The organism is Nocardia sp. NPDC051052 (assembly GCF_044456045.1).
Lineage (GTDB): Bacteria > Actinomycetota > Actinomycetes > Mycobacteriales > Mycobacteriaceae > Nocardia.
The window spans coordinates 790,671-816,949 of sequence record NZ_JBITFL010000002.1; the positions used below are offsets into that span (position 1 = coordinate 790,671).

General features: G+C 66.7%; 27 protein-coding genes. 11 read left to right on the forward strand and 16 right to left on the reverse strand.

Annotation, left to right across the window (positions count from 1 at the left end; all coding sequences use genetic code 11):
- Positions 1-19: 19 nt before the first annotated feature.
- From ACIBCN_RS08710 to ACIBCN_RS08755, 10 genes are all read right to left on the reverse strand, one after another.
- Positions 20-481: a hypothetical protein gene (locus ACIBCN_RS08710; protein WP_396990883.1), complete on the reverse strand. Its 462-nt coding sequence runs from the start codon at positions 479-481 to the stop codon at positions 20-22.
- Positions 482-553: 72 nt separating this feature from the next.
- Positions 554-1,615 carry a ferrochelatase gene (locus ACIBCN_RS08715; protein ID WP_396990884.1) on the reverse strand — a complete coding sequence of 354 codons (1,062 nt, stop codon included), beginning with the start codon at positions 1,613-1,615 and terminating at the stop codon, positions 554-556.
- Positions 1,616-1,633: 18 nt separating this feature from the next.
- The gene (gene inhA / locus ACIBCN_RS08720; protein ID WP_396990885.1) at positions 1,634-2,470 is read right to left on the reverse strand and encodes an NADH-dependent enoyl-ACP reductase InhA; all 837 of its coding nucleotides are present in this window, start codon (positions 2,468-2,470) and stop codon (positions 1,634-1,636) included.
- 78 nt (positions 2,471-2,548) lie between these two features.
- Positions 2,549-3,265 (reverse strand): 3-oxoacyl-ACP reductase FabG1, encoded by a 717-nt coding sequence (gene fabG1 / locus ACIBCN_RS08725; protein ID WP_396990886.1) that lies wholly within the window; start codon positions 3,263-3,265, stop codon positions 2,549-2,551.
- Between the two features lie 150 nt (positions 3,266-3,415).
- Positions 3,416-3,760: a peptidase inhibitor family I36 protein gene (locus tag ACIBCN_RS08730; protein WP_396990887.1), complete on the reverse strand. Its 345-nt coding sequence runs from the start codon at positions 3,758-3,760 to the stop codon at positions 3,416-3,418.
- A gap of 177 nt (positions 3,761-3,937) precedes the next feature.
- Positions 3,938-4,939, reverse strand: a complete 1,002-nt coding sequence (locus tag ACIBCN_RS08735) for a VWA domain-containing protein (RefSeq protein ID WP_396990888.1) — start codon at positions 4,937-4,939, stop codon at positions 3,938-3,940.
- A complete protein-coding gene (locus ACIBCN_RS08740; protein WP_396990889.1) occupies positions 4,936-5,892 on the reverse strand; it encodes a DUF58 domain-containing protein in 957 nt (318 codons plus the stop codon). The genes ACIBCN_RS08735 and ACIBCN_RS08740 overlap by 4 nt, the downstream gene beginning before the upstream one ends.
- Positions 5,893-5,918: 26 nt before the next feature.
- Positions 5,919-7,127, reverse strand: a complete 1,209-nt coding sequence (locus ACIBCN_RS08745; RefSeq protein ID WP_396990890.1) for an AAA family ATPase — start codon at positions 7,125-7,127, stop codon at positions 5,919-5,921.
- Positions 7,128-7,278: 151 nt separating this feature from the next.
- A complete protein-coding gene (locus tag ACIBCN_RS08750) occupies positions 7,279-8,691 on the reverse strand; it encodes an NlpC/P60 family protein (protein WP_396990891.1) in 1,413 nt (470 codons plus the stop codon).
- A 265-nt stretch (positions 8,692-8,956) separates the two neighbouring features.
- Entirely contained in the window at positions 8,957-9,529 is a 573-nt protein-coding gene (locus tag ACIBCN_RS08755; RefSeq protein WP_396990892.1) for a DUF6676 family protein, read from the reverse strand.
- A gap of 366 nt (positions 9,530-9,895) precedes the next feature.
- Here ACIBCN_RS08755 and ACIBCN_RS08760 point away from each other — a divergent pair, with 366 nt between their 5' ends.
- Entirely contained in the window at positions 9,896-12,715 is a 2,820-nt protein-coding gene (locus ACIBCN_RS08760; protein WP_396990893.1) for an aconitate hydratase, read from the forward strand.
- A gap of 87 nt (positions 12,716-12,802) precedes the next feature.
- Positions 12,803-13,369 carry a TetR/AcrR family transcriptional regulator gene (locus ACIBCN_RS08765; RefSeq protein WP_147132001.1) on the forward strand — a complete coding sequence of 189 codons (567 nt, stop codon included), beginning with the start codon at positions 12,803-12,805 and terminating at the stop codon, positions 13,367-13,369.
- Between the two features lie 113 nt (positions 13,370-13,482).
- Here the strand turns inward: ACIBCN_RS08765 and ACIBCN_RS08770 are convergent, their stop codons facing one another.
- On the reverse strand, positions 13,483-14,277 hold the full coding sequence (locus tag ACIBCN_RS08770; protein WP_396990894.1) for a hypothetical protein: 795 nt from the start codon (positions 14,275-14,277) through the stop codon (positions 13,483-13,485).
- 147 nt (positions 14,278-14,424) lie between these two features.
- Entirely contained in the window at positions 14,425-14,970 is a 546-nt protein-coding gene (locus ACIBCN_RS08775) for a MarR family winged helix-turn-helix transcriptional regulator (RefSeq protein ID WP_396990895.1), read from the reverse strand.
- Between the two features lie 102 nt (positions 14,971-15,072).
- Between ACIBCN_RS08775 and ACIBCN_RS08780 the strand changes: the two genes are divergently transcribed.
- The 4 genes from ACIBCN_RS08780 to ACIBCN_RS08795 all read left to right on the forward strand — a co-directional run bounded on the left by ACIBCN_RS08780 (position 15,073) and on the right by ACIBCN_RS08795 (position 17,808).
- The gene (locus ACIBCN_RS08780; RefSeq protein WP_396990896.1) at positions 15,073-15,576 is read left to right on the forward strand and encodes a cupin domain-containing protein; all 504 of its coding nucleotides are present in this window, start codon (positions 15,073-15,075) and stop codon (positions 15,574-15,576) included.
- Between the two features lie 79 nt (positions 15,577-15,655).
- Positions 15,656-16,072 (forward strand): acyl-CoA thioesterase, encoded by a 417-nt coding sequence (locus ACIBCN_RS08785; protein WP_396990897.1) that lies wholly within the window; start codon positions 15,656-15,658, stop codon positions 16,070-16,072.
- 261 nt (positions 16,073-16,333) lie between these two features.
- Positions 16,334-16,834, forward strand: coding sequence for a hypothetical protein (locus tag ACIBCN_RS08790; protein ID WP_396990898.1), 501 nt, complete (start codon positions 16,334-16,336; stop codon positions 16,832-16,834).
- A gap of 11 nt (positions 16,835-16,845) precedes the next feature.
- The gene (locus ACIBCN_RS08795) at positions 16,846-17,808 is read left to right on the forward strand and encodes a hypothetical protein (RefSeq protein WP_396990899.1); all 963 of its coding nucleotides are present in this window, start codon (positions 16,846-16,848) and stop codon (positions 17,806-17,808) included.
- 252 nt (positions 17,809-18,060) lie between these two features.
- Here ACIBCN_RS08795 and ACIBCN_RS08800 read toward each other — a convergent pair whose 3' ends face one another.
- Both ACIBCN_RS08800 and ACIBCN_RS08805 read right to left on the reverse strand, forming a co-directional pair.
- A complete protein-coding gene (locus tag ACIBCN_RS08800) occupies positions 18,061-18,294 on the reverse strand; it encodes a helix-turn-helix domain-containing protein (protein WP_040736162.1) in 234 nt (77 codons plus the stop codon).
- Positions 18,295-18,374: 80 nt separating this feature from the next.
- Positions 18,375-20,006 (reverse strand): ABC-F family ATP-binding cassette domain-containing protein, encoded by a 1,632-nt coding sequence (locus ACIBCN_RS08805; RefSeq protein ID WP_396990900.1) that lies wholly within the window; start codon positions 20,004-20,006, stop codon positions 18,375-18,377.
- A gap of 241 nt (positions 20,007-20,247) precedes the next feature.
- Between ACIBCN_RS08805 and ACIBCN_RS08810 the strand changes: the two genes are divergently transcribed.
- The 4 genes from ACIBCN_RS08810 to ACIBCN_RS08825 all read left to right on the forward strand — a co-directional run bounded on the left by ACIBCN_RS08810 (position 20,248) and on the right by ACIBCN_RS08825 (position 23,864).
- Complete coding sequence (locus tag ACIBCN_RS08810) at positions 20,248-21,012, forward strand: SDR family oxidoreductase (RefSeq protein WP_396990901.1); 765 nt, start codon at positions 20,248-20,250, stop codon at positions 21,010-21,012.
- A 137-nt stretch (positions 21,013-21,149) separates the two neighbouring features.
- On the forward strand, positions 21,150-22,262 hold the full coding sequence (locus ACIBCN_RS08815; protein WP_396990902.1) for a lycopene cyclase family protein: 1,113 nt from the start codon (positions 21,150-21,152) through the stop codon (positions 22,260-22,262).
- 87 nt (positions 22,263-22,349) lie between these two features.
- Positions 22,350-23,273 (forward strand): Ku protein, encoded by a 924-nt coding sequence (locus tag ACIBCN_RS08820; RefSeq protein ID WP_396990903.1) that lies wholly within the window; start codon positions 22,350-22,352, stop codon positions 23,271-23,273.
- Positions 23,274-23,306: 33 nt separating this feature from the next.
- Positions 23,307-23,864, forward strand: coding sequence for a GNAT family N-acetyltransferase (locus tag ACIBCN_RS08825; protein WP_396990904.1), 558 nt, complete (start codon positions 23,307-23,309; stop codon positions 23,862-23,864).
- A 100-nt stretch (positions 23,865-23,964) separates the two neighbouring features.
- Here ACIBCN_RS08825 and ACIBCN_RS08830 read toward each other — a convergent pair whose 3' ends face one another.
- Complete coding sequence (locus tag ACIBCN_RS08830; protein WP_396990905.1) at positions 23,965-24,579, reverse strand: hypothetical protein; 615 nt, start codon at positions 24,577-24,579, stop codon at positions 23,965-23,967.
- Between the two features lie 45 nt (positions 24,580-24,624).
- A complete protein-coding gene (locus ACIBCN_RS08835; protein ID WP_396990906.1) occupies positions 24,625-25,002 on the reverse strand; it encodes a hypothetical protein in 378 nt (125 codons plus the stop codon).
- Between the two features lie 233 nt (positions 25,003-25,235).
- Here ACIBCN_RS08835 and ACIBCN_RS08840 point away from each other — a divergent pair, with 233 nt between their 5' ends.
- A complete protein-coding gene (locus ACIBCN_RS08840) occupies positions 25,236-26,273 on the forward strand; it encodes an isopenicillin N synthase family dioxygenase (RefSeq protein WP_396990907.1) in 1,038 nt (345 codons plus the stop codon).
- Positions 26,274-26,279 lie beyond the last annotated feature (6 nt).

Genomic DNA, 26,279 nt, shown 5'->3' on the forward strand with positions numbered 1-26,279 from the left:
CAGCCCCGAGCGTGTTATCTCAGTACTGTGCGGGCGGCTGATACGGCTGCTGCGGGTACTGCTGATGCGGCTGCTGCGGCGGGTACGGCTGCTGATACTGCTGTTGCGGCGGGTACTGCTGGCCGGGATAGGGCTGCTGCCCCTGGAACTGCTGCGGCGAATACTGCTGTTGCTGCGCCGGATACTGCTGGGCGGGATACTGCTGCTGCGGATAAGGCGGTGGCGCGTTGTGCTGCTGCGGGAATTGCGCCTGCTGCTGTTGATTCGAGTTCTTCTTGCGCGAGATCACGACGAGCACCACGATGCCCAGCACGACAAGGCCCAAACACACGAACCCGACCACCCAGGAACCGCCGCTGCTCCCCCCATGGCTACCGCGGCGCCGGGCTTCGCTGCTCTCCAGCCCGGCCGTCCAGACCTGCTGGTCGGACCAGACCTGCGGATCGAGCAGCCCGGTGGTCAACAATTCGGTATAGATCATTCGACTTTCATCTTTCGCCCCGCTTCGGCTTTCTCCGAAGGCGAACGCGATGCTATCGCAAGCCGATTCGCGTCATGTGACGGCCGCGGGACGCCGCTGCGGCGCACAGCAGCCGATGGCGCAGGGCGCTCCGTTGAGCGTGCAGCCGTAGCCGGGGACCTCGCCGAGGTGGCGGGCGGCGGTGTCGTTCAGCTGCTCATCGATCAATTCGACGACCAACCGGGCGAAGCGCGGGTCGGTGCCGGGGGTGGCGGCGCGGGCGAACGCCATGCCGAGTTCGGCGGCCTTCTCCTTCGCCTCGTTGTCCAGATCCCAGATCACCTCGAGGTGATCGGACACGAAACCGACGGGACAGACGATGACCGCCTCGACATCCTTGGCGGCGAGATCGTCGAGGTGGTCGACGATGTCGGGGTCGAGCCAAGGCACCTGCGGCGGGCCGGAGCGCGATTGCCAGACGAGGTCGTAGTCGGTGAAACCCGTTGCGGCAGCGGATAACCGGGCGGCTTCGGCAACCTGACGGCTGTACAGGTGACCACCGTCGGCGGGCGGCCCAGCGGCCGTGTCGGCGCTGACCGGAATGGAGTGCGCGGTGAAGACGAGCCGCGCACCGTCGCGCCGCTCGGCCGGAAGTTCTTGCCGCGCGGCCCGAATGGCGTCGGCGAACGCCTCGATCAGCAACGGATGGTCGAAGTACTGCCGCAACTTGACCAGCTCCGGTGCGTCGTCGCCGAAAGCGGTGCGCGCCCTGGTGATGTCCTCGTGATACTGCAGGCAACCCGAGTAACCACCCCACGCCGACGTGGGGAACACCAGTGCGGAGCGAACTCCGTCGGCGGCCATCCGCGCGACGGTGTCCTCGACCATCGGCGACCAGTTCCGATTACCGAAGTACACCGGGAGATCGATGCCCGCCGTGGCCAATTCGGCCTCGACCGCCGCGATGATGTCCCGGTTGAGCGCGTTGATCGGCGACACTCCGCCGAAGTGCAGGTAGTGCTGCGCGACCTCTTCGAGGCGTTCGCGCGGCACTCCCCGGCCCCGAGTGACGTTCTCCAGGAACGGCATCACGTCCTCGGGGCGTTCCGGACCGCCGAAGGACAACAGCAGCAACGCGTCAGCGGCCCGAACCACAATGTCCTCCTGGGAAGATCAGTTGATCGACATGCCTTCGGGGAACCAGGTGTTGTGGCTGGCTCCGCCGTCGACGTAGATGATCGACGCGGTGGTGCCGGGCAGCCAGTCCGACAGCAGCGCGACGATCGACTTGGCGACCACCGTCGGGTCGTCGACGTCCCAGCCGATCGGCGACGCGCCGTCCCAGTACTCGTTGAGCTGGTTGAGCTTGGCGGCATCGTCGGTCGCGGTGCCGGCGATGGCCTTGGCCGCGAGGGTCTTGATCGGGCCAGCGGCGATGAGATTCGAGCGAATCTTCTTGGCGGCGCCCACCTCTCGCGCCACGTACCGGTTGACCGACTCGAGCGCAGCCTTGGCCACACCCATCCAGTTGTAGTACGGCATCGCGGTGCGCGGATCGAAGTCCATGCCGACGATCGAGCCGCGCTCGTTCATCACCGGCAGCACCGCGCGGGCCAGCGACGCGTAGCTCCACGCGGAGATCTCGAACGCCTTGGCCGCGTCCGGGCCGGGGCCATCGAGGAACGGTCGCGCCTCCGGACCCATCAGGGTGCGCGGCGCGAACGCGATCGAGTGCAGCACGCCGTCGACGCCCTCGGGCGCCAATTCGCGCACCTTGTCCGCCAACTCGCCGAGGTTTTCCTCGTTGGTGACGTCGAGCGGGATGGCCGGGGGGACCTCTTGCGGCAGCCGCCTGGCGATCCGGTCGATCAGCCGCAGCCGCTCCGGAATGCCGGTGATGATCACCTTCGCGCCCTGCTCCTGCGCGACGGCGGCCGCGTGGAACGCGATCGACGAGTCGGTGATGATGCCGGTGACCAGAATGGTCTTACCTTCGAGCAGTCCGCCCATAAGTTTTCGGTTCTCCTGGAGTCGAGTGTGGAATTGCTTGCGGCCGCCGAGGTTTCGCCGGCCGCGGGGTCGGTCAGGTCAGTGACCCATGCCCATGCCGCCGTCGACCGGAATGATCGCACCGGAGACGTAGCGGGAATCCTCCGAGGCCAGGAAGCTGACCACGGCCGCAACGTCTTCCGGCTGGCCGAGGCGCTGCAGTGGAATGAACTTCTTGGCCATATCGCGCATGTCCTGCGGCAGTTCGGCGGTCATGTCCGTCTCGATGAAGCCGGGCGCGACGACATTCGCGGTGATCGAGCGCGAGCCGAGCTCACGGGTGATCGAACGCGCCAGACCGACGACACCGGCCTTGGACGAGGCGTAGTTGATCTGGCCGGGGCCGCCACCGAGGCCGACCACCGAGCCGAGGAAGATCATCCGGCCCCAGCGCGCCCGCAGCATCGCCCGATTAGCCCGCTTGGCACAGCGGAACGCACCGGTCAGGTTCGCGTCGATGACCCTGGTGAACTGCTCCTCGGTCATTCGCATCAGCAGCGTGTCGTCGGTGATGCCCGCGTTCGCGACCAGCACCTCGACCGGACCCTGCTTCTCCTCGACCTCGGTGAACGCCGCATCGACCGAAGCACTATCGGTCACATCGCATTTCACGCCGAACATGCCGTCCGGCACCCCTGACCCACGATGCGTGACGGCCACCTTGTGACCGTCCGCGACCAAGCGCTGTGCGACTGCCAGACCGATGCCACGATTACCGCCGGTCACCAGGACGGACCGGGCTGTGATGTTCGACATGGGCAACAACCTACCCGGTCGGATCTGGCGGTTACGACCCGCCCGACCACCGTCTCCAGCCGCACAGACGACCGATGCCGGCACCATGATGGCGCCGGCCTCGGTACGGATCGCCGAACAGGCCCGGCCGCCGCCGGATGGGATGGGCGATCAGCAGCTAGGGCACCACGACAACACCGTCGCGGCGAATCCCAGCGACGGAACAGCTTCGCCCGGTGAGACGTATTTGTACGCGCCTGGCGAACCGCAAGTCCCCTCGGACAGCATCACCTGCACCTGGGAATTGTTGAACACCGATCGAACCTGTCCCGGAAGCTCCGTGCAGTAGTTCTCGCTGCTGGCAGCGTGCGACAACGCCCAGGCACTTCCCGAGTAGTTGTCGCCCGACCACATGCAGGCGTCCGCGCCACACGACTGCGCGGAGGCCTGCCCCGGCACGAAGAACGACGTGAGGCAGGCGACAAAGGTCGCAAAGAACAGTCCGAAGATTTTCATAGCTCTCCCCTGAAATAGACACAGGTGTGGAGAGACGCGACCACCGAGATGTACGAGTTCCCCCCACACAGCGGCTCTCCCTTGCCGCTCGTCACGTACGGTAGCACGGATCGCCGTACGTCGAATCAGCCTGTTGCCGAAATGGCAGACGTGCCAAAGCAACTCGACTGTTCCCGGTTACGGCAAACGCTGGCGATACAGCAGCCCGGTGATCACGCCCGCGGCCGTGATCAGCAGCCCGAGCAGCAACCACGGCCTGCTCGCGTCGCCTCTGGTCAGCTCGAAGCCGATCTGCTGTTCGAGGGTGTCGTACACCTTGCTCAGTTCCTGCAAGGTGGAAGCGGAGTAGAACTCGCCGCCGGACAGCCGCGCGATTTCGCGCATCGCGTCGTCGTCGACTTCCACCTTCACTTTGTCGGTACCGCCGCCTTCGTGCGGAATCTCGACAACACCCCATTTGGTGCCGTAGGAGATCGTCGAAATCGGGACGTTCTTGTTCTTGGCCAGTCGCGCGGCGACGAATTCGTGCCGCGGGTTGTCCACGTCTTCGTACGCGGGGACAGTCTGCTTGCCGTCCGACATCAGCACGATCCGCGCAGGCGGCGGTTCATTGGCGCCGCCGAGCACCGACGCGAGGGTGTCGATCGCGTTGAGCGCGGTAATGATGCCCTCGCCGGTGGCCGTGCGCTCGGCCAGGCGCGCGTTGTCGATCGCCGCCTTGACCGACTCGTGGTTGGTCGTCGGCGTCACCATTACCGACGCCGTACCCGCGAAGGTGATGAACCCGATGTTGAGCCCCTCCGGCAGGCCGTCGACGAAATCCTTGCCCGCCTTCTTCGCGACCTCGATCCGGCTCGGCGGCACGTCCGTCGCCTCCATCGACAGCGACACGTCCATGACCAGCATGACCGTCGCCCGGTTGCGGGCCACCTTCTTCACCGCGGTCGGCCCGGCCGCCGCGATCGTCAAGAACACCAGTCCGATCACCATGAGCACGATCGGCACGTGGCGGAACAGGCTCGGTCGCGTCGGCGCGACCTTCTCGAGCAGCTCCATGTTGGTGAACTGCATCATGTGCTTGTGCTTGCCGCGCTGAACCAGCACATAGCCCAGCGCGATCAACGCGATGACGACCAGGAAGCCGAGCCAGAACGTTGCGGTGAAATGCGAAATACTCACTGGCGTGGCACCCGCCCGGTCGGGGCGCCGAAGCTGTGGCGCCGGGTGGACACGAACCGGACCACGTCGGAGATCCAGTCCCGATCGGTCTGCAGCGTGAGCACCGGTGCGCCGCAGCTGCGCAAAGCCTGTTCGACCTGATCCCGGTGCCGTTGCGCGGCGGCCGCGAAATCGGCACGCAGCGTTGGCGTCACGCTGAATTCGCGGGTGCGCCCGGTCTCCGGGTCGTGCAGCACGACATCGCCGACGTCGGGCAGCGACAGATCGCGCGGGTCGAGCACCTCCACCGCGAGCAGGTCGTGCCGCGCCGAGATGGCGCGCAGCGAACGCTGCCAGTCGATGTCGCCGAGGAAGTCGCTGATGATCACCGCGAGGCCGCGTTTGCGCTGCGGGCGGCGCAGCGATTCGATGCCGCCGCGCAGATCGCCGCGCACGCCGTCGCGGGCGTGCGGGGTGGTCGCGATGCTGCGCAGCAGCGACTGGGCGTGCACCCGTCCGCTGCGCGCCGGCACCCGGACCAGTTCCTCGCCGGTCGCGACGACGGCACCGATCCGGTTGCCGCCACCGCTGGTGAGGTGGGTGATGGCGGCCGCGGCGGCAATCGCCAAGTCGCGCTTCTGGCACAGCGCGGTACCGAAGTCGAGGCTCGCCGAGAGGTCGACGACCATCCAGGTTTCCAACTCCCGATCGGCGATGGTCATCCGCACGTGCGGATGGGTGGTGCGGGCGGTGACCGACCAATCCATCTGCCGCACATCGTCACCCGGCTGATAGGTGCGCGCCTCGCCCGGCTCGGAGCCGGGGCCGGGGATCAGGCCGAGGTGGTCGCCGTGCAGCACGCCGTCGAGCCTGCGGCGCACCGTGAGCTCGAGCGTTTTCAGCGCCGCGGCCAGCCGCGGGTCGGTCAGCTCGCCCGCGTGGAACGACGGCGGAGCGTGCGGAGACGCGTTCACGGAGGGAAACGATTCCGGCGCCGCGGTCACTTGTGCTGAACGTTGCCGGCGGGCTGGGACTGCTGCCCGTTCGGCTGCTGCGGCACCGGCTGCGGGACGCCCTGCTGCTGCGGCTGCTGCCCGGGCTGCGGCACGCTCTGCTGCGAGACTTGTTGCGGCGCACCGGAATTGACCGGGGCCGCACCCGGCGCGACGGCCTGCGGAGCGACCTGCGGCATGCCGATGGTCTGCAGCACCCGCTTGATCACTTCCTCCGGGCTGATCTCGTCGGCCAGCGCGTCGTAGGACAGCACGAGGCGGTGCCGGAGCACGTCCGGGATCACCTCGACCACGTCCTGCGGCACCACGTAGTCGCGACCGCGGATCAGCGCGACGGCGCGGGCCGCGGCGATGATGCCGAGGCTGGCGCGCGGCGAGGCGCCGTAGGCGATCCAGCTGGCCACGTCCTGCATGCCGAAGTCGGCGGGCTTGCGGGTCGCCGCGATCACCCGGACCACGTAGTCGACCAGCGCGTGATGCACGAAGACGGTGGCCGCGACCTGCTGCAGGCGGACCACGTCCTCCGGGGTCAGGATGCGCGACGCCTCCGGTGGGGTGACACCCATCCGGTAGATGATCTCGCGCTCCTCCTCGACCGAGGGGTAGTCGACGACGACCTTGAACAGAAAGCGGTCGCGCTGCGCCTCGGGCAGCGGGTACACGCCCTCGCTCTCAATCGGGTTCTGCGTCGCCATCACCAGGAAGGGATTCGGCATCGGGTAGGTCTTGCCGCCGATCGACACGTGCCGCTCGGCCATCACCTCGAGCAGGGCCGACTGCACCTTCGCGGGCGCGCGGTTGATCTCGTCGGCGAGCACGAAGTTCGCGACGACCGGGCCGAGCTCGGTGTCGAATTCCTCGCGGCCCTGCCGATAGATACGGGTACCGATGAGGTCGGTCGGCACCAGGTCGGGGGTGAACTGCACCCGGGAGAACGAGCCGCCGATCACCTTGGCGAAGGTCTCCACGGCCAGCGTCTTCGCGATGCCCGGCACGCCTTCGAGCAGTACGTGACCACGCGCGAGCACGCCGACGAGCAGTCGCTCGACCAGCCGATCCTGGCCGACGATCACCCGCTTGACCTCGTAGATCGCCTTCTCCAGCGTCTGGACGTCACGCTCCAGGGTGCTAGGCGTGGCAGGCGCATCTTTCGCCAAATTCGCCCCGCTCACACCGTCTGTCGAAGTCACCAACATCCCCGCTTTCGCTTTGGTCCTGTGCGTGCTGCCACAACTATTCCAGGTAATGGCCGTATGTGCCGCAACCGGACCCGACATGAAGGGAATTCAAAGCTTTCAGGTGTCCGGTTCGGTAAGTGCGCGGCTGGTGTGACACGACGAAGAACCGTCAGCTGACGATCCGCACCGCGTAGGGCATGATGCCACCCTCGCGCACCGACGTCACCCGGACCACCTCGCCGGACTCCGGAGCCTCGATCATTTGGCCGTTGCCCAGGTACAACGCGACATGCTCGCTGGCGTTCGTGCCCCAGAACAGCATGTCGCCGCGGGCGCGCTGATCGACCGGCACGCGAGTGCCCGCGTTGTACTGGTACCCGCTGTAATGCGGCAGCGAAACCCCGATCCCGGCGAAGGCGTAGATCATCAGGCCGGAGCAGTCGAAGCCGATCTTGTTGAAATCGCCGTAGCTGTCGGCGACGCCGCCGTCGCGGATGCCGTAGGTCGGGCCGTCCTCGTCGCCGCCGCCCCAGGCGTAGATGACGCCCAACTGGGACATGGCCCGGTCGACCACCGTCTCGATCGCCGCCGAGCCGCCGATGGACGGCAGGCTCGGACGCGGCGTGCCGCGGCGCGGTGGCGAATTCTCCAGCTGGGTGTGCGGGCGCTTGCCCTCGCCGAGTTGCCCGGCTCGGCCCTGCGCGTTCTGGTCGGCGTTGGCGCGGGCGGCGGCAGCCGCCGCGGCGGCACGCACCGCGGCCTCCTCTGCCTTGCGCTGCTGTTCCCAGTTCAGATAGACGTCGCGTTGCCCTTGCAGGCCCGCCACGTTCTGCCGGGCGAAGTCCAAGCGGCCCTGCGCATCCTGGCGCTGGCGTTGCAGGTTGTCGCGCTGCACGGTCTGCTGGTCCAGCGCGGCCTTGGCGGCGGTGACCGCGTGCTCGGCGTCGACCTTGGCCTGTTCGGCGGCCGCGGCGGCCGCGTCGGCGTCCGACTTCGCTTGGCGCGCACTGGAGTTCTTGTTGCCCTGCTCGATCTGGGCGCGGCGCAGGCCATCCAGGACCTGCTGCTGGTTCTTCGAGACCAGGGATAGGAGTTGGGCCTGGTCCAGGGCGGCGGCCGGGGTGGCCGCGGCTAGGTAGACGACCATCGACTCGGCGGCGGGCCGGGTGTAGGCCTGGGCGGCGAACTGGTCGAAGTTGCGCCGCGCGGCGCCGACTTTCGTTCCGGCGTCGGCCAATTCGCGCTGGGTGTCCTGCACAACGGCGGCGGCCGCGTCGGCGGCGTCACGCGCGTTCTGCAGATCGACCAGGGCCTTGTTCACTTCCTCGCGCTTGCGCGCTACCTCGCTGTCGAGCTGCTGCAACTGCTGGTCGACCGCCGCGACCTGATTGATCAGCCCGCCGACCTCGGTCACGCTCGCGTCGACTTGCGCTCCGGCATCGGCGATCTGGCCGTCACTCGGGTTCGGCGGGGCGGGCGGCACCGCGACGGCAGGCCCGGCCAGCACCACGACGACGGTCACCAGCAACCCCAGAGCGACTCCCAGCGGACGTCGATAAGCGGCCTCGCCGTTGTTGCGCATCGCACCTCCCAAGGACCCGACTCCAGCAACGCACCATGAGCACCAACCGCACCTACCCGCTCAATGGTCGGCAGATAACCCTTGACAACACTTCTTCCCCATCGGTAACTACACGACCGTACGACACTCGAGTCACCAAAGGAACTCCAGCCACAGAATGACAGGCGTGTAATTTTGCCTTTGCCTGGAATTAGCCGTATGTGGCAAAGGTTTCCGAGCGGTAGAACATACCGGTCGTCAGGGAAAGTAGCTGGTTAGCAACCAGCTATGTGGTGGAGGCCCGATCGCCCTCGGAATCTGAAACACTCACCGGCGTGGCGGGTTCGGCACGCCGACGCGACTTCACGAAGTAGAGCCCGATCACGACCGCCGCGGTGCCAGCGAGCAACACACTGGCGATCGCATTCCAGGAGACCGACTCCGGCTGCTCCAACTTGTCCACGAAATGCTGTGCCGCCTCGGCGGAGTGCCCGCCGTTGAACTTCGCCTTGTCCTCGGCCCACTCGAGGCGGACCCGGGAGATGCTGTCGCTGTAGGTGCCCGCCCAGTCGTCGCTCAGCACCAGGACGGTGCCATGCTGGGTGCCGCCGATCTCGGTGGCCAGGTCACGCAGGCTTTCGTGGCCGGGCGCGCCGGGCACGACCACGATGTCCAGCGGGATTCCGTGCGCTCGCGCGTCGGCGGCGACGGCCGCCAGCTCCGTCTGATCCTTGCCATCCACCGTGGCGACGTGGTTGTCGGCCAAATCGGCGTTGATCGTGGTGACGGTGTCCTCGGTGAAATTCGGCGGCAGTTCGGCGGCCATGGGCGTGAAAACCGAGGTGTGCGAGACGGTCATCTTCCATCCGGTCTGTCGAGCCGCATCGGCATCCGAAGCGACGTGCATCCAACACTGCGGGGTGAGCACCACGCCACCCGGCTGGCTCCGAAAGCACAGTACGCGACGGAGAGTCGGTGCACGCACAGACGGCACGTGACGCGCCCCCGCGCGGCCGGGCAGCAGCGGCGGCGCACACTTACGGGGCGGGCCCCATGCGCTTCACAGGACAAGCGTACTGTTAAGCTCGTAGCGCGCGGAACCGGCGCCCTCCGGTCCCGGAACACCTGCGAAGACCACCGTAGCGACTGCTTGCCGGTCGCTCGAACAACCCGCCGCCGGCGCAGCCCCGCCGACGGCCAACCCTCACAGACGAGTGGAGCTGACGTGACGACAAGTATCGATACTTTCGGCGCCAAGGGCACCCTCGAGGTCGGAAGCAACTCCTACGAGATCTTCCGCCTCTCCGCCGTGCCCGGCACCAAGAAACTCCCCTACGCCCTCAAGGTCCTCGCGGAGAACCTGCTCCGCACCGAGGACGGCGCGAACATCACCGCCGATCACATTCGCGCCATCGCCGAGTGGGATGCCTCGGCCGAGCCGAGCATCGAGATCCAGTTCACCCCGGCCCGCGTGATCATGCAGGACTTCACCGGCGTGCCCTGCATCGTCGACCTCGCCACCATGCGTGAGGCCGTCAAGGCCCTCGGCGGCGACCCGGACAAGGTCAACCCGCTGGCACCCGCCGAGATGGTCATCGACCACTCGGTGATCATCGACGTGTTCGGCCGCGCCGACGCGCTCGAGCGCAACGTCGACATCGAATACTCCCGCAACCGGGAGCGCTACCAGTTCCTGCGCTGGGGCCAGGGCGCGTTCGACGACTTCAAGGTCGTCCCCCCTGGCACCGGCATCGTGCACCAGGTCAACATCGAGCACCTGGCCCGCACGGTCATGGTCCGCAACGGCCAGGCCTACCCGGACACCTGTGTCGGCACCGACTCGCACACCACGATGGTCAACGGCCTCGGCGTATTGGGTTGGGGCGTCGGCGGTATCGAGGCCGAAGCGGCCATGCTCGGCCAGCCCGTCTCGATGCTGATCCCGCGCGTCGTCGGCTTCAAGCTGACCGGTGAGATCAAGCCCGGCGTCACCGCCACCGACGTGGTGCTCACCGTCACCGACATGCTGCGCAAGCACGGCGTCGTCGGCAAGTTCGTCGAGTTCTACGGCAAGGGCGTCGCCGAGGTACCCCTCGCGAACCGCGCGACCCTTGGCAACATGAGCCCCGAATTCGGTTCCACCGCAGCGATCTTCCCGATCGATGAGGTCACTGTCGACTACCTGCGCCTGACCGGCCGTAGCGACGAGCAGCTCGCGCTGGTCGAGGCGTACGCCAAGGAACAGGGCATGTGGCACGACCCCGAGCACGAGCCGGTGTACTCGGAGTACATGGAGCTCGACCTCGGCGATGTGGTGCCGTCCATCGCGGGCCCGAAGCGTCCGCAGGACCGAATCCTGTTGTCGGACTCCAAGACCGCGTTCCGCAAGGACATCCACAACTACACCAACGACGCGGAGAGCGGCCCCGCCGCCGCCACCCCGCACACCCACCTCGACGAGGCCATCGAGGAGTCCTTCCCAGCCAGCGATCCGGCCGTGCTGTCCTTCGCCGACGACGACGCGGTGCTGGTCCCGTCCGCCGCGAACGGTGCCGTCGGCCGCCCGAGCAAGCCGGTCAAGGTGTCCTCGGAGGAGTACGGCGACTTCGTGCTCGACCACGGCGCCGTGGTGGTCGCCTCGATCACCTCCTGCACCAACACCTCCAACCCGTCGGTCATGCTCGGCGCCGCGCTGCTCGCGCGCAACGCCGTCGAGAAGGGCCTGACCTCCAAGCCGTGGGTGAAGACCTCCATGGCGCCGGGTTCGCAGGTCGTCAACGACTACTACAACAAGTCCGGCCTGTGGCCCTACCTGGAGAAGCTCGGCTTCTTCCTGGTCGGCTACGGCTGCGCCACCTGCATCGGCAACACCGGCCCGCTGCCGGAGGCCGTGTCCAAGGCGATCAACGACAACGACCTCTCGGTCACCGCGGTGCTCTCCGGCAACCGCAACTTCGAAGGCCGCATCTCCCCCGACGTGAAGATGAACTACCTGGCCTCGCCGCCGCTGGTCATCGCCTACGCGCTCGCCGGAACGATGGACTTCGACTTCGAGCACGACGCGCTCGGTCAGGACGCCGACGGCAACGATGTCTTCCTGAAGGACATCTGGCCCTCCTCGAAGGAGATCGAGGAGACCATCGGCACCTCGATCAGCCAGGACATGTTCATCAAGTCCTACGCCGACGTGTTCAAGGGTGACGAGCGCTGGCGCGGCCTGGAGACCCCCGAGGGCAAGATCTTCGACTGGGACGCCGACTCCACCTACGTGCGCAAGCCTCCGTACTTCGACGGCATGCCGCAGGATCCGGAGCCGGTCACCGACATCTCCGGCGCCCGGGTGCTCGCCCTGCTCGGCGATTCGGTCACCACCGACCACATCTCCCCCGCGGGCAACATCAAGGCCGGTACCCCGGCCGCGCAGTACCTCGAGGGTCACGGCGTCGAGCGCAAGGACTACAACTCCTACGGCTCGCGGCGCGGTAACCACGAGGTGATGATCCGCGGCACCTTCGCCAACATCCGGCTGCGCAACCAGCTGCTGGACGACGTCTCGGGCGGTTACACCCGCGACTTCACCCAGGATGGCGGCCCGCAGGCCTTCATCTACGACGCCTCGCAGAACTACCAGGCCGCGGGCATCCCGCTGGTCGTGCTGGGCGGCAAGGAGTACGGCTCGGGTTCCTCGCGTGACTGGGCGGCCAAGGGCACCTCGCTGCTCGGCGTGAAGGCCGTCATCACCGAGTCCTTCGAGCGCATCCACCGCTCGAATCTCATTGGCATGGGCGTCATTCCGCTGCAGTTCCCGGCCGGCGAGTCGGCCGCGTCGCTGAAGCTGGACGGCACCGAGACCTTCGACATCGAGGGCATCACCAAGCTCAACGAGGGCACCACCCCGAAGACCCTGAAGGTCACCGCCACCAAGGAGAACGGTGACAAGATCACCTTCGACGCCGTGGTCCGGATCGACACCCCCGGTGAGGCCGATTACTACCGCAACGGCGGCATCCTGCAGTACGTGCTGCGCAACATGATTCGCGGCTGATTACACACACGCCGTTAGTCGAGAGTCCGCGCACCGCGTTTTCGCGGTGCGCGGACTTCTCGCACCTCTTGGAGGAGCACGCCCGCTATGCCCAAAGTCAGTGACGATCACCTCGCCGCCCGGCGCAGCCAGATTCTCGACGGGGCGCGGCGCTGCTTTGCCGAATACGGGTACGAGGGCGCGACGGTGCGACGCCTCGAGGAAGAGATCGGGCTGTCCCGCGGCGCCATCTTCCACCACTTCCGGGACAAGGACGCGCTGTTCCTCGCGCTCGCGCAGGAGGACGCCGAACGGATGGCCGACGTCGCGGCCAACCAGGGCATCGTCGGGGTGATGCGGGACATGCTCGCCCATCCCGAGCAATTCAATTGGCTTGGTACACGTTTGGAGATCGCGCGGCGGTTGCGCACCGATCCCGAGTTCCGCGCGGGGTGGACTCAGCGGTCGGCGGAACTGACCGCCGCGACATTGGCTCGGTTGGAGCGGCGCAAGGCCGCGGGAGCGTTGCGTGACGACGTGCCCACCGATGTGTTGCTCGGTTACCTCGATCTGGTGCTGGACGGGTTGATCGCGCGGATCGCCTCCGGGCATACGAACGAAAACCTCACCGCGGTACTGGATCTCGTCGAAGCCTCGGTGCGTCGGCGGGACTGAACTCCCGGCCGCACCCGGAACATGCAGAGCCGCAACACTTCTGATTCGCGGCAACTGAAATCGCAGGCGATTCGCGGTGCGGGACATCAAGAGGTGGCGGCGAGCCACCCGATTCAGAACGTCGCGTTGATGTAGTCGGCCGCGTCGGTCGTCCACAGATGATCGGTGCCCGGCATGTTGTGCCCGGAGTACAGCACGTGCTGACCATCCGGCCACGGGGTGAGGTACCCGATGAGCCCGCGGATGGCCGTGGCGTATCGATCGAGGTTCGCGATCGGATCGTGCATCAACCAGTCGAGCAGCTCCGCGAAGATCAGCGGACCGAGGTTGCCGATGCGGGCACCCTCGAGGAAGGAGAACGGCGAGATGCCGACGTCGATGAACCGGAGCGGCGAGTCGGCGGGTGCGGCGGTGATGATGTCGCCCGGATTGGCGTACTCACGGACGGCGACCGCGGCGGGCCAGGCGCCGCGCTGACCGTGCAGGCCATAGGTCGACGGCGGGCACAGATTCCCCACCGACTGCCCCGCCCTGCGCAACGGGTTGGCGATATTCACCGCGAACGCGATCTCCAGCGGCGACCCGTCGGTGTTCTTGTACTGGCCGGTGCGCACCCCCTCCAGAATGTGGCTCGCGCAGATCCCGCCGAGCGAATAGCTCAGCAGCCCACAGACATTCGGCGAATCCTGGATCGCCTTGACCCCCGCCGCGATACCCAGCCGCACCGAGGTGTCCAGCGACGAGCCCCAGACATCCGGGTCCGGCCCGACCGAGGCGGGCCAATTGGGCTCGAAGAACGAGAATCGTCCAGTATCGAGCAGCTTCGTGACGTCGTGCAGCATTCCCGCGGGCGCCCCATTCGAGTTCCGCGACTCGCCGGTGCCGCGGAGGGTGATGATGTCGATCATCGATGATCTCCTAGCCGACCGCGCCGAGGTTTCGGCGAAGAACCCCACGGTAAGCCCGCTGCGCACCCATCACACGAGTAACGAACTACTCGATCCGCTCACCGAACCCACGCCTCCGAACGGACCTGCCACGACCCGTTCGGAGCGCTACTCCCCTGGCTCCAGGCTGTCGAGGAGGACGCGGGCGATGCGGTCGAGTTCGCTGCGGTCTGCCGCGGAAAGTACTGCCAGCATGCGGGTTTCATTGTCGGCGTGCGCGGTGACGACTCGGTCGATGAGCTCGCGGCCGTCGGCGGTCAGTGCGACGCGCACGGCGCGGCGGTCGGTGGGGTCGGCGATCCGCCGGACCAGCCCGGCCGACTCCAGCCGGTCCAGACGGCCGGTCATGCCCGCGCGCGACAGCATCAGCGTGTCGGCGAGCACGGACGGGTTCAGCTCGTACGGTTCACCCGAACGACGCAGCGCCGCAAGCACATCGAACTCGCCGCGCTGCAATCCGTGGGCGGTGAAGACCTCCTCGACCGTCCGCCGGCCGACGATGAGCAGGCGGGCGAGGCGGCCGAGAATCGACATGGCCTCCAGTTCGAGGTCGGGTCGTTCGCGCCGCCACTGCCCGATGATCACGTCGACGGGATCGTCCCCCGCGTCGCCGACCGACGGTTGAGCGGACGCCGGGGTCGTGGGGTCACCCATGTGCTTGCGAAATCAGTCGCGTCTCAGCCATGGACAGGATTCTATTCGTCGATATATAGTTCGGTAGCGAATTATCAATCACCGAACTACCTGGAGAGCAACATGAGCACCACCACCCCGCGCATGGACGCCGCGATCCGTCAGTCGCAGAACGCCGAGACATTGGGCACCGACGCGGTCACCATGCGGCTGCTCCTCGACGCCGAGGCCACCGACGGTGCGCTGAGCACGCTCGAGGTCACCATGCGGCAGGGGGCGGACGGCGCGGCACCGCACTATCACACCAGCTCGGACGAGCTGTTCTACGTCGCCGACGGCGAACTGCAACTGCTGGCCGGCGACAAGATCGTCACCGTCGGCACCGGCGGCTCGATCGTGGTGCCGAAATTCATGCCGCACGCCTTCGGCGCAACGCCGGACAGCTCCGCGCGAATCATGATCGCGCTCATGCCCGGCGTGCAGCGCTTCGAATACTTCCGGCTGCTCGACCGCATCGCCAAGGGCGAATCGCCGCTGGCCGACCTCGCGGCCGCGCAGGAGGAGTTCGACAACCACTTCGTCGACGCGCCGAACTGGTGGGCCGAGCGCAACGCCAACCGCCGCTGAGCACGCTGCACAATTCGACTGTGATCAACCCGTCGATGCAGGTCGGAACAACTCCGGCCGCGCAGGAGGTTCGCAGGATATGACCTTTTCCGTTCCGATCGTCGTTCGTGGTTACGAGCTCGACACGCAAGGCCATCTGAACCAGGCGGTGTATCTGCAATACGCCGAACACGCCCGATGGGAACTGCTCCGTTCGGTAGGCGCGCCGCAGGACAAACTCGTCGCCAGCGGCATCGGCCCGGTCGTGCTCGAAAACACCATCAAGTACCTGCGGGAGTTGCGCGGCGGCGACGAAGTCACCGTTTCGGTCGACTTCGAATGGTCGACCGGTAAGACCTTTCGATTCCGGCACGAGATCCGCAAACTCGACGGCACCGTCGCCGCCGAGATATCGACGACCGCCGGCCTGCTCGATCTCACCGCACGCAAGCTCGTCGCCGCACCGGGCGAACGCCTCGCGGCGCTGGCCGAGCGCCCGGACCTGCTCGGTCTGTGAAGCGGTAAGTACGGATGCACAGCCGTCAACCCACGGCAACGCATCCCTCAAATTTTCCGTTCGGAAATAGCTAAACGGTTGCGCAGGAACTATTTCTGGTGTACCGAAAATCTTTCGGCGCTAGCGCATCCTGCGTCGAAATCCGGTTTGCCACCGGCCGTGAAATCTCCCGATCCGATCCGATCCGACCCAGCTGCGCGATATGATCCAGTTCACGCTCGGGGGTCGTGGCAAATCGCGAGCAGATCGGAGAAACAAGTTATGACCGACGCACTCCGCCTTCCTGGCACCGCGCCGAAGAGTGACCGCGTTCCGCCGCTGCAGGGTTTGCTGGTAGCGGAGTCGGAACGCGATATCACCGTGCGGGTCGCCGAGGGAACGTGGACGTTCTGTCGGTCCGACGTGTTGCGCGTGCTCGATTCGCCGCTGCCCGACGGGGTCTCGCGGGTGCCCGACGGAGTCACCACCCGGTCCGACGCGCCGGAACATGGCGGTCGTCCGGTGCTGGTGGATATCCGCGCGGGTGCCACCGCCGACTTCACCCGCCGCCTGCGCATCGACCTCGTCGACCGGCCGATGACTCTCACCGAGGCACCGTCCGCGGCGCTCGGCGACGAGCAGTTGCGGCAGCTCACCGAAACCTGGGCCGACCGCCTGCAACTCGCCGACCTCACCGGCGCGCACGGCGCGACCTTTACCTACTGCCAGACCAAGTCGCTCGCGACCAGCGACGACGGCATCAACTGCGACAGTCTCGACTGAGCGGTGCACGCATGACGGCACGCCGGGCGAGCTCGGTCCTCATAGTGTCGGAATCCGACGATCTACACGCCACCGCGATGGCGGCGACGCTGCGAGAACACCACGCGCTCAACGCGATTCACCTCGACCTGCGCGACTTCCCCCGGGAGTCGGGCAGTTTCCGGCTGGACCGGCTCGGCACCGCGCGCTCGCTCTCGCACCTGATCGGACTCGACGACGTGCGCTCGGTCTGGTGGCGGCGGCCGCATCCCGCCCAGGTGCCCGGTGGCGTGCGCGCCGCCGACGACGACTTCCGCCAGGCCGAATGCGACAGCTTCATCCAGGGCATGCTCTGGTCCATTCCGGCCAACTGGATCAACGACCCCGGCGCCGACCGCACCGCGACCCGCAAGATCGTGCAGCTGGAGACCGCGTTGCGGGCCGGGTTCGCGGTACCGGAGACGCTGATCACCAACGATCCGGACGAGGCCCGCAGCTTCGCCGAATCCCGGCCCGGCCCAGTCGTTTACAAGCGCACCGGGACCAGTCGCGCCGAGTTCGCGGAGACCAGGATTATCACCGAGGCCGACTACGGCAGGCTGGCGGGGATCCGCTCCGCGCCGACCACCTTCCAGGATTACGTCGACGCCGAATGCGATCTGCGGGTGGTTTGGGTGGACGGCGTCGAGTGGACGGTGCGCATCGATTCGCAGGCCGGTGTCGGCCGGGTCGATTCCAGGCTCGACACCTCGGTCGACTTCGTGCGCGAGCATCTGCCCGCGTCGGTGAGCAAGTCGCTCGCGACGCTGATGGGCGCGCTCGGATTGTCCTTCGGCGTCTTGGACATTCGGCTCGGCCTCGACGGCGAGTACTACTTCCTCGAGGTCAACCCGCAGGGACAGTTCGCGTACCTGGAGATCAAGACGGGGCTGCCCATTTTCCGTAGCCTCGCCAATCTCCTCGTCGATGGCGACGGGGCGGTCAGCGGCTACTGACGAGAGTCCGTCAGGGGCACACCCGATCTCGGACACCGGCGCCGCTCGACCCCGAACCGCAGCCGGAAACGGCAGCAGCCGAGGCTCATCCGGCGCGCGCGACCGGATCAGGTTGGGCCGCACGGCAGTCGCCGGCTGGCCAGCGAATCCAGCGCGCGTCCCTGGGCGGGCTCTAGACGACACCCGACCCGCCGAACTCACCGGTGTCGGCGAAAAACATACCGCCGAAACCGGTTTCGAGTTTCCGGAACGCTACTGGCTCTTGCGACGGTTCGCACCGCCGCGACTGCGGAGTTGCACGTGCGACTCCACCAGTACGTTGTGGATGAAGCCGTAGGAGCGACCGGTTGCTCGCGCCAGCGAGCGGATGCTCGCCCCTGCCTCGTACTGCTTCTTCAACTGGGTCTGTAGGCGGTCTCGGGACTTCCCCGTGACGCGTGTTCCCTTACCCAGGGTGGCTTTGACTTGCGTGGGCCTGTCGCTCATGGCTTCCTCCGAGTCGCCGAGCAGCTCTTTCCAGGCTAAGCACTCGAGGGTCCGTGATCAACGGATTCTTGTGATGAAAGTCACGCAAGCTGAATAAGTTCCAAATATTCGGCGGACCAATGGTCTTCCGAACCGTCCGGTAGCAAGATCACCCGCTCCGGCGACAGCGCCTCCGCGGCGCCCGGATCGTGCGTGACCAGCACGACCGCGCCCGCGTAAGTGCGCAGCGCATCGAGCACTTGCTCGCGCGACACCGGATCGAGGTTGTTGGTCGGTTCGTCGAGCAGCAACACGTTCGCGGCCGAGGAAACCAGACCGGCCAGTGCGAGACGGGTCTTCTCACCACCGGACAACGTGCCGGCCGGCTGCTCCAACTGGGGACCGGTGAACATGAACGCGCCGAGCAGGCTGCGCAGGCTCTGCTCCCCCGCGTCCGGCGCGGCGTGCCGGATGTTCTCCCACACGCTGGCCTGATCGTCGAGGGTGTCGTGTTCTTGCGCGAAATATCCGACCTTCAGGCCGTGTCCGGGGACCAGGTTGCCCGCGGTCGGTTGCTCGACCCCGGCCAGCATCCGCAGCAGCGTGGTCTTGCCCGCGCCGTTGAGGCCGAGCACGACGACCCGGCTGCCGCGGTCGATCGCCAGGTCGACGCCGGTGAAGATCTCCAGCGAGCCGTAGACCTTGGTCAGGTTCTCCGCCATCAGCGGGGTTTTGCCGCACGGGGCCGGCTCGGGGAACTTGATCCTGGCCACCTTGTCGGCCACGCGCACGTCGTCCAGCTCGGCCATAAGCCGGTCCGCGCGCTTGGCCATGTTCTGTGCCGCAGTGGCTTTGGTGGCCTTGGCACCGAGCTTGGCCGCCTGGATGCGCAGCGCGCCCGCCTTCTTCTCGGCGTTCGCTCGTTCGCGGCGACGGCGTTGTTCGTCGGTGGCACGGGCGTCCAGGTACTTCTGCCAGGTCATGTTGTAGACGTCGGCCTCACTGCGCACCGCGTCCAGGAACCAGACCTTGTTCACCACGTCGGCAAGCAGTTCCACGTCGTGGCTGATCACGATCAGACCGCCGTCGTGGTTCTGCAGGAAACCACGCAGCCAGGTGATCGAGTCGGCGTCGAGGTGGTTGGTCGGCTCGTCGAGCAGCAGGATGGTGTCGGAACGCCCGCCGCTGCCGTCGGAGGCGGCGAACAGGATGCGCGCCAACTCGATTCGACGACGCTGACCACCCGACAGGGTGCGCAGCGCCTGGGCGAGCACCCGGTCGGGCAGGCCGAGGCTGTTGCAGATGCGCGCCGCGTCGCTCTCGGCGACATACCCGCCGAGCGCCGAGAAACGCTCCTCCAGGCGGCCGTACTTGCGGACCGCCTTATCGCGTTCGGCCTCGTCGGCCACCTCGGCCATCAGCGCCTGCTGCTTCTCCATGTCGCGGATCAGCGTGTCCAGGCCGCGCGCGGAGAGCACCCGGTCGCGGGCGAGGATGTCGAGGTTGCCCTCGCGCGGATCCTGCGGCAGGTAGCCGATATCGCTGGAGCGCAAAATCTTTCCGGCGTACGGCTCGCCCTCGCCCGCCAGGATGCGCAGCGTGGTGGTCTTGCCAGCACCGTTGCGTCCGACCAGTCCGATCCGGTCGCCGGACTGCACCCGCAGGGCCGGTCCGGGGGCCGACAGCAGGGTGCGGACGCCGGCCCGGACCTCCAGGTCGGTCGCGGTGATCACAGATTTCTCCTCGCGGATCAGTGGTGCTGGGCGGTAGCTACTCGATTGTGCGACGCGATATGCACAAGAACCACTGATTTTACCTGGGTCCGGCGACCGCTTTTACCCACGGCGACGCACATGTGACGGCGCTAACTGAACGGCGGGTAGCCTGCCGATGCATGAGCGAGCGCTGCAAACGACGAATCAACACAGCTACCCCGGTAGTTACGGCGGAGCCGAGCGCCAGCGAGGTGGAGTCGTGACTACCGATCTGCTGGGCAAGAGCGCGTTGGTCTCCGGGGCCAGCCGGGGCATCGGCAAAGCTGTCGCGGCGGAGTTGTTGAGTCGTGGCGCGAACGTGCTGATCACGGCCCGTAAGCAGGATCCGCTGGACGAGACCGCCGCGGAGCTGCGAGCGCTCGGTCATCAGGGCGAGGTCGTGGCGTTGGCAGGCAACTCGGGTCATGCCGAGGATCGTGCGGCGGCCATCGATCGGCTGATGGCCGAATTCGGTTCGGTGGACATCTTGATCAACAACACCGGCATCAACCCGGTGTTCGGCTCGCTGATGGACGCGGACCTGGACGCGGTGCGCAAGATCTTCGATGTCAACGTGGTCGCGGCGCTCGGCTACATCCAGCAGGCATTCAAGGCGTGGATGGGCGAGCACGGTGGCGCGGTGGTCAATGTCGCGAGCGTCGCAGGAATCCGCTCGTCCGGCGTGATCGCCGCGTACGGCGCGTCGAAGGCCGCGCTGATCCGGCTCACCGACGAACTCGCCTGGCAGCTCGGACCGAAGATCCGGGTGAACGCGGTCGCGCCCGGCGTGATCAAGACGAAGTTCGCCGACGCGCTGTACTCCGACGACGAGGAGCGCGCGGCAAGCAGCTATCCGATGAAGCGGCTCGGGACGCCCGAGGATGTGGCGCGGCTGATCGGGTTCTTGGTCTCCGACGAGGCCGCGTGGATCACCGGCGAGACCGTGCGCGTGGACGGCGGGTTGCTGTCCACCGGCGGTCTCTGACCGTCCGAAACGCCGATGGTCGTTGCGTATTCGGCGATGACGGCGGTCCGTTGCACGCGGTCGGTGAGCCGGGGCGGCAGGCTGTCCGCCATGCGATGCCTCGCGGCAACGCCATGGCGAATATCGGTGGGCGCGCAATGACGACGGAGGTCATCGTCTGTGGTCTCGGTCCCGCGGGCCGGGCACTGGCGAGTCGCTGCCTGGTGCGTGGACTATCGGTCACCGTTGTCGATCCACTTCCTGATCGGCGGTGGTCGGCTACCTACGCGGCATGGGCTGACGAACTCCCCGGCTGGCTGGATCCGGCGGCTATCGCGGCCACGGTCGACCAGCCGACGGCGTGCGGAACCCGCGCGCACCGGATTGATCGGCCTTACGTCGTGCTCGATGCGGACCGGCTGCGGGCGTCGCTCGAGCTGACCGGTGCCGACGTGGTCGCGGATCGTGCGGTGGAGCTGACCGCCAACACGGTCGTACTGGCCTCTGGACGGCTGCTGACGGCTCGACGGGTGTTCGATGCGCGTGGCATTGCCCGATCTGCCGCATTTGCCGAGCAGACGGCTTACGGGCTTGTTCTCGACGCGCGGCACTGCGCGGGCGTCGAACCGTTGTTCATGGACTGGCGCACGGACAACGGCGCACCCGCCGACGCAGCACAGTCGTTTCTCTACGCGGTGCCGCTCGGCGGCGGCTCGATGCTGCTGGAGGAGACCTGCCTGGCGGGCAGGCCCGCGCTCGACGGAGCCGTGTTGCGCGACCGATTGCACCACCGATTGCGTTCGCGCGGAATCGAATTCACCGGCGATGAACGAGTCGAGCGGGTTCGCTTCCCGGTCGAGGGCGGCCGGCCCGGACGGCATACTTTCGGCGCCGCAGGCGGTTTCGCGCATCCGGCCACCGGCTACAGCGTGGCGGCCTCCCTGACCGCGGCCGAGGCGGTTGCCGCGGGAGCGACGGCCTGGCCCGCATCAGCCCGCGCCGTGTATCGGCTCCGCGCCGCGGGACTGCGCGCATTGCTCGGGTTGCCGCCCGCCGATCTCCCGGTCTTCTTCGACGCTTTCTTCGCCATGCCGACCTCCGCGCAGCGCGCCTACCTGTCCGGTCGAACCGACCTGACCGGCACCGTCACCGCGATGCGCACCCTTTTCGGCGCCCTCCCGCCCCAGCTCCGTCGGCGCGTCGCTGCCGCGACACTTGGGATGGGCATTCGCTCGCGTATTCGAATGCCGTCGGCCATGATGGAAGAATGAGTGGGCCTTAACGTCCAGCACTCATCCGTTCCGAGTCGCCGAAGCGGTGACCCGCGGACGAGGTACCCGCGTCGAGGGGATGCAGCAGTGAGGTCGATCTGGAAGGGCTCGATCGCATTCGGGCTGGTAAACGTCCCGGTCAAGGTCTACACCGCGACCGAGGACCACGACATCCGATTCCATCAGGTGCATGCCAAGGATGGGGGTCGGATCAAATACGACCGTGTCTGCACGGTGTGCGGTAAGTCCGTGCAGTACGCCGATATCGACAAGGCGTACGAGTCACCCGACGGCGACAAGGTCATTCTCACCGACGAGGACTTCGCGAAACTGCCCGCCGCCGAGAAGCACGAGATCCCGGTGCTGCAGTTCGTCCCGTCGGACCAGATCGACCCGATCCTGTTCGACAAGAGCTACTACCTCGAGCCCGACTCCAGCACGCCCAAGGCCTACGTGCTGCTGGCGACGACGCTGGAACGCATCGACCGCACCGCGCTCGTGCACTTCACGCTGCGCCAGAAAACCCGGCTCGCGGCGCTGCGTGTGCGCGACGGGATGCTGGTGCTGCAGACGCTGCTGTGGCCGGACGAGGTGCGCGCGGTCGACTTCGAATCCCTCGACGGGGTCGCCGCGCCGCGCCCGCAGGAAATCAAGATGGCCGAGACGCTGGTCGAGTCCATGTCGGACGATTTCGATCAGGACCAGTACACCGACGAGTACCAGATCGAACTCAAGCGGCTGCTGGACGAGGCCATCGCCAGCGGCACCGGCAAGGTACCCGAGCAGCCCGAGTCGGCGCCCGCCGAGATGGACGCGGAGGTGGTCGATCTGGTTGCCGCGCTGCAACGCAGCCTGGAGGCCAGCGGTCGGCGCGCGGCGGGCGGTGGCGAAGACAACGGTAAGGCCAAGCCGGCGAAGAAGGCGGCCGCTAAGAAGACCGCGGCCAAGAAGACCGCCGCGAAACCTGCGAAAAAGGCGGCCAAGAAGACCGCGGCCCGCAAGGGTGCGTAAGAGCGGGCGCACACTCCTGGCAAACTGTCGCGTATGGATTCCGCCATTGTGATCGTCCCGATGGGTCTCGGCCACCTGCGCCAGGTCCTCGATCTCGGTCACGAAGTCTTCGACATCACCACCAAGCCGTACACCTCGTGGTCGCTGACCTCGGTCGCCGAGCACCTGGACAGCCCCGACAACGCCTGCTGGGTCGCGCTCGACTCCGACCGGGTGGTCGGTTTCGTGCTCGGGTCGATGGAATTCGAGAACCGCGACGACTGGGCGTACCTCGAGTGGATCGCCGTCGCGCCGGACATGCAGGGGCACGGCATCGCCCGTCGCCTGGTGGACGTCTGCTCGGAAGCCTTGTTCGCCCGCGGCGCGCGGCGCATCGTCACCGATGTCGAAGACCGCAACGCCGCCTCCACCGCTCTCATGACGCGCAGCGGTTTCCTGCCCGCCGCCACGGTCACCCTGTTCGTCCGGCCGAATCCCAATGAATCCGAACCGGATTCGCACCTCGACGCCGCCGCCATCGCACCCGGCACCAAGCGCGCACTGATCCGCCGCGGGCGTCTGGCGGGCGACAACCACCGCGCCGCCCGCTAGAACAGACGCTGGCACACTGACACTCAGCACTTCCTATTTCCCGCACCGGATTTCGCAGGCAATTTCAGGTGCGGGACATCAAAAGGCGTGCGGCGGCGGCCTATTCGACCGCCGCTCGGCCTTGCTCGAAGAACTCCAGCAGGGTGGCGGCCGAGTCCACTTCTGCGCGGGGGCGGAAGGCACCGAAGGGTGCGTTCCAGAATTCGCCGGTGCGTGGTGTCCACGGGCCGACGTAGGCATACGGGCCCGGATGAAATGAATCACCCGGCGAGACACCGTAATTCACCTCGCCGACCGCGCTGGACATATCGAAATGCTCCGGCCACAGCACCGGCGTGACGTCCGGCGCCACACAACGCAACGCCTTGTCGCCCAGCGCAAACCAGTCCCCGACCAGCCGCGCCGCCTCGGGATCGATCGCCATCACGCTGTCGGGATCAACCCCCGTCGTGTCCTTGTACACCCCCTTCGGCGCCTCCGGCTCGAACCCCGCCAGCCGCCCGATCTCCCGGTAGGTCCCCTGAAGCGGTGCCCGTCCCTCCGCCCACACCAATTCCGCGCCGACCACCGACACCGGCCACCGCACACCACCGAAACCGTGGTGCACAGCCCGCAACCGAATGGTTCCGTGCTGCCGATACTGCGGTCCCGCGATCAACAACTCCGCCACCGCATGTAGCGCCAGTCGCGATCGCACATAAATCTGCTCGTCCACACCCGCATCATCGCCGGTGTGGACGCTACCCGCAGGTGTTTTCGCCTAGGGCTTAGCCGCACCCTCGGGAACAGTGATCCCGAAGTGCGACACGATCGCATTGACACCCAGCGTCAACGCCGACACGTCTTGTTTCAGGCCGGAAACATCCTGCTTCAAACCCGAAACGTCGTGCTTGATCGACGCGAATTTGTCTCGGACCTGATGCCTGAACCCGCACATCCCCAGCCTGAACGCCACGAAGTCACGGCGTAACCCCCAGACTTCCCGATGCAGCCCTTCGACCTGCTGATGGGTCTTCTTGACCCTCTTCTTCGTCTTGTAGACGGCCTCCTCATACGCGAGCCGGTCCCCATCCAGCGCCGTGTAACTGCGCTCTAATCTGCTCACACGCACCTCGAGCGGTTGCAGCGTCACTGACATGTAGATCCCCCTGCCTCGAATGGAATGAGGCCCCAGTGTAGGGCAAGGTACCGACAGATATGCAAGCCAATTCGACCGCTAATTCCGTTCAGCCAGAACGGTTTTCAGAATATCTCGTAGGAACGTTCCAATAGGAACGTACGTTTACAGGAATGTGACCCGAACGAGCAACCTGGGACGTCCGCGCGTTCCATGCTGGGAGCGGTCATCGACTAACGGAAGGACGGCTCGTCGTGGAGTTTCAGGTTCCCGTCATCGATATCTCGGCCTACGTCGGCGGTGCGAACGTCGCGGAGCGGGCGGTGGTCGCGCGGCAGATCGACGAGGCGGCGCAGAGCGTCGGATTCATGCAGATTCGCGGGCACGGCATCGCTCAGTCGGTGCTCGACGAATTCGCGTCCGCCCTCGACGATTTCTTCGCCCTCGATCAGGCGACGAAGGAGGGCTACCGAGCGGCAGTCGAGTTCAATCGCGGCTACTCGCCGCCGAAGAGCGAGAGCCTGAGCTTGAGTCTCGGAGTGGCGTCCGCGACCCGAATGAACGACTTCTTCGAGGCGTTCAATATCGGCACCACCACCGCCGACTACCCGGATCTGGACTTGCCCGCCGCTGCGGGCTACGCCGAAAATGTCTGGCCCGCACAGCTTCCCACCTTCCGGCGACGCGTGCTGACCTACTACGCCGAGGCCGCGCGCGTCGCGGGCACCCTCACCACCATCTTCGCCGACGCCCTCGACCTGCCCGCAGGCTACTTCGACCGCTTCACCGATCACTCGCTGAATGTGTTGCGAATGAACAACTACGCGCTGCCGCCGGGCAGCGTCGACCTCGACGGCGAGCTCAGGGGCATGGGCGAGCACACCGACTACGGCATCGTCACCGTCCTGTGGGCCGATCAGGTGCCCGGCCTGCAGGTGCTCGGCGCGGATGGCCGCTGGCATGACGTGCAGCCCGCCGACGACGCACTGCTGATCAACCTCGGCGACCTGATGGCCCGCTGGACGAACGAGCGGTGGCTTTCCACCCTGCACCGGGTAATGCCACCGATCATCGACGGCACCGTCGAACGACGCCGTAGCGCGGCGTTCTTCCACGACGGCAATTTCGACGCACTGATCGAGACACTCCCCTCGTGCATCGGTGCGGGCAGCAAGTACGCGCCGATCACCGTCTCCGAACATGTCCAGGCGAAACTCGCCGGTTCTCGTGGCCTGCAACCGAATACGAACGCGCAGCGAGAAGCCGCACGGGCCATTGCGGCGCGCTCGTAGCCGAAA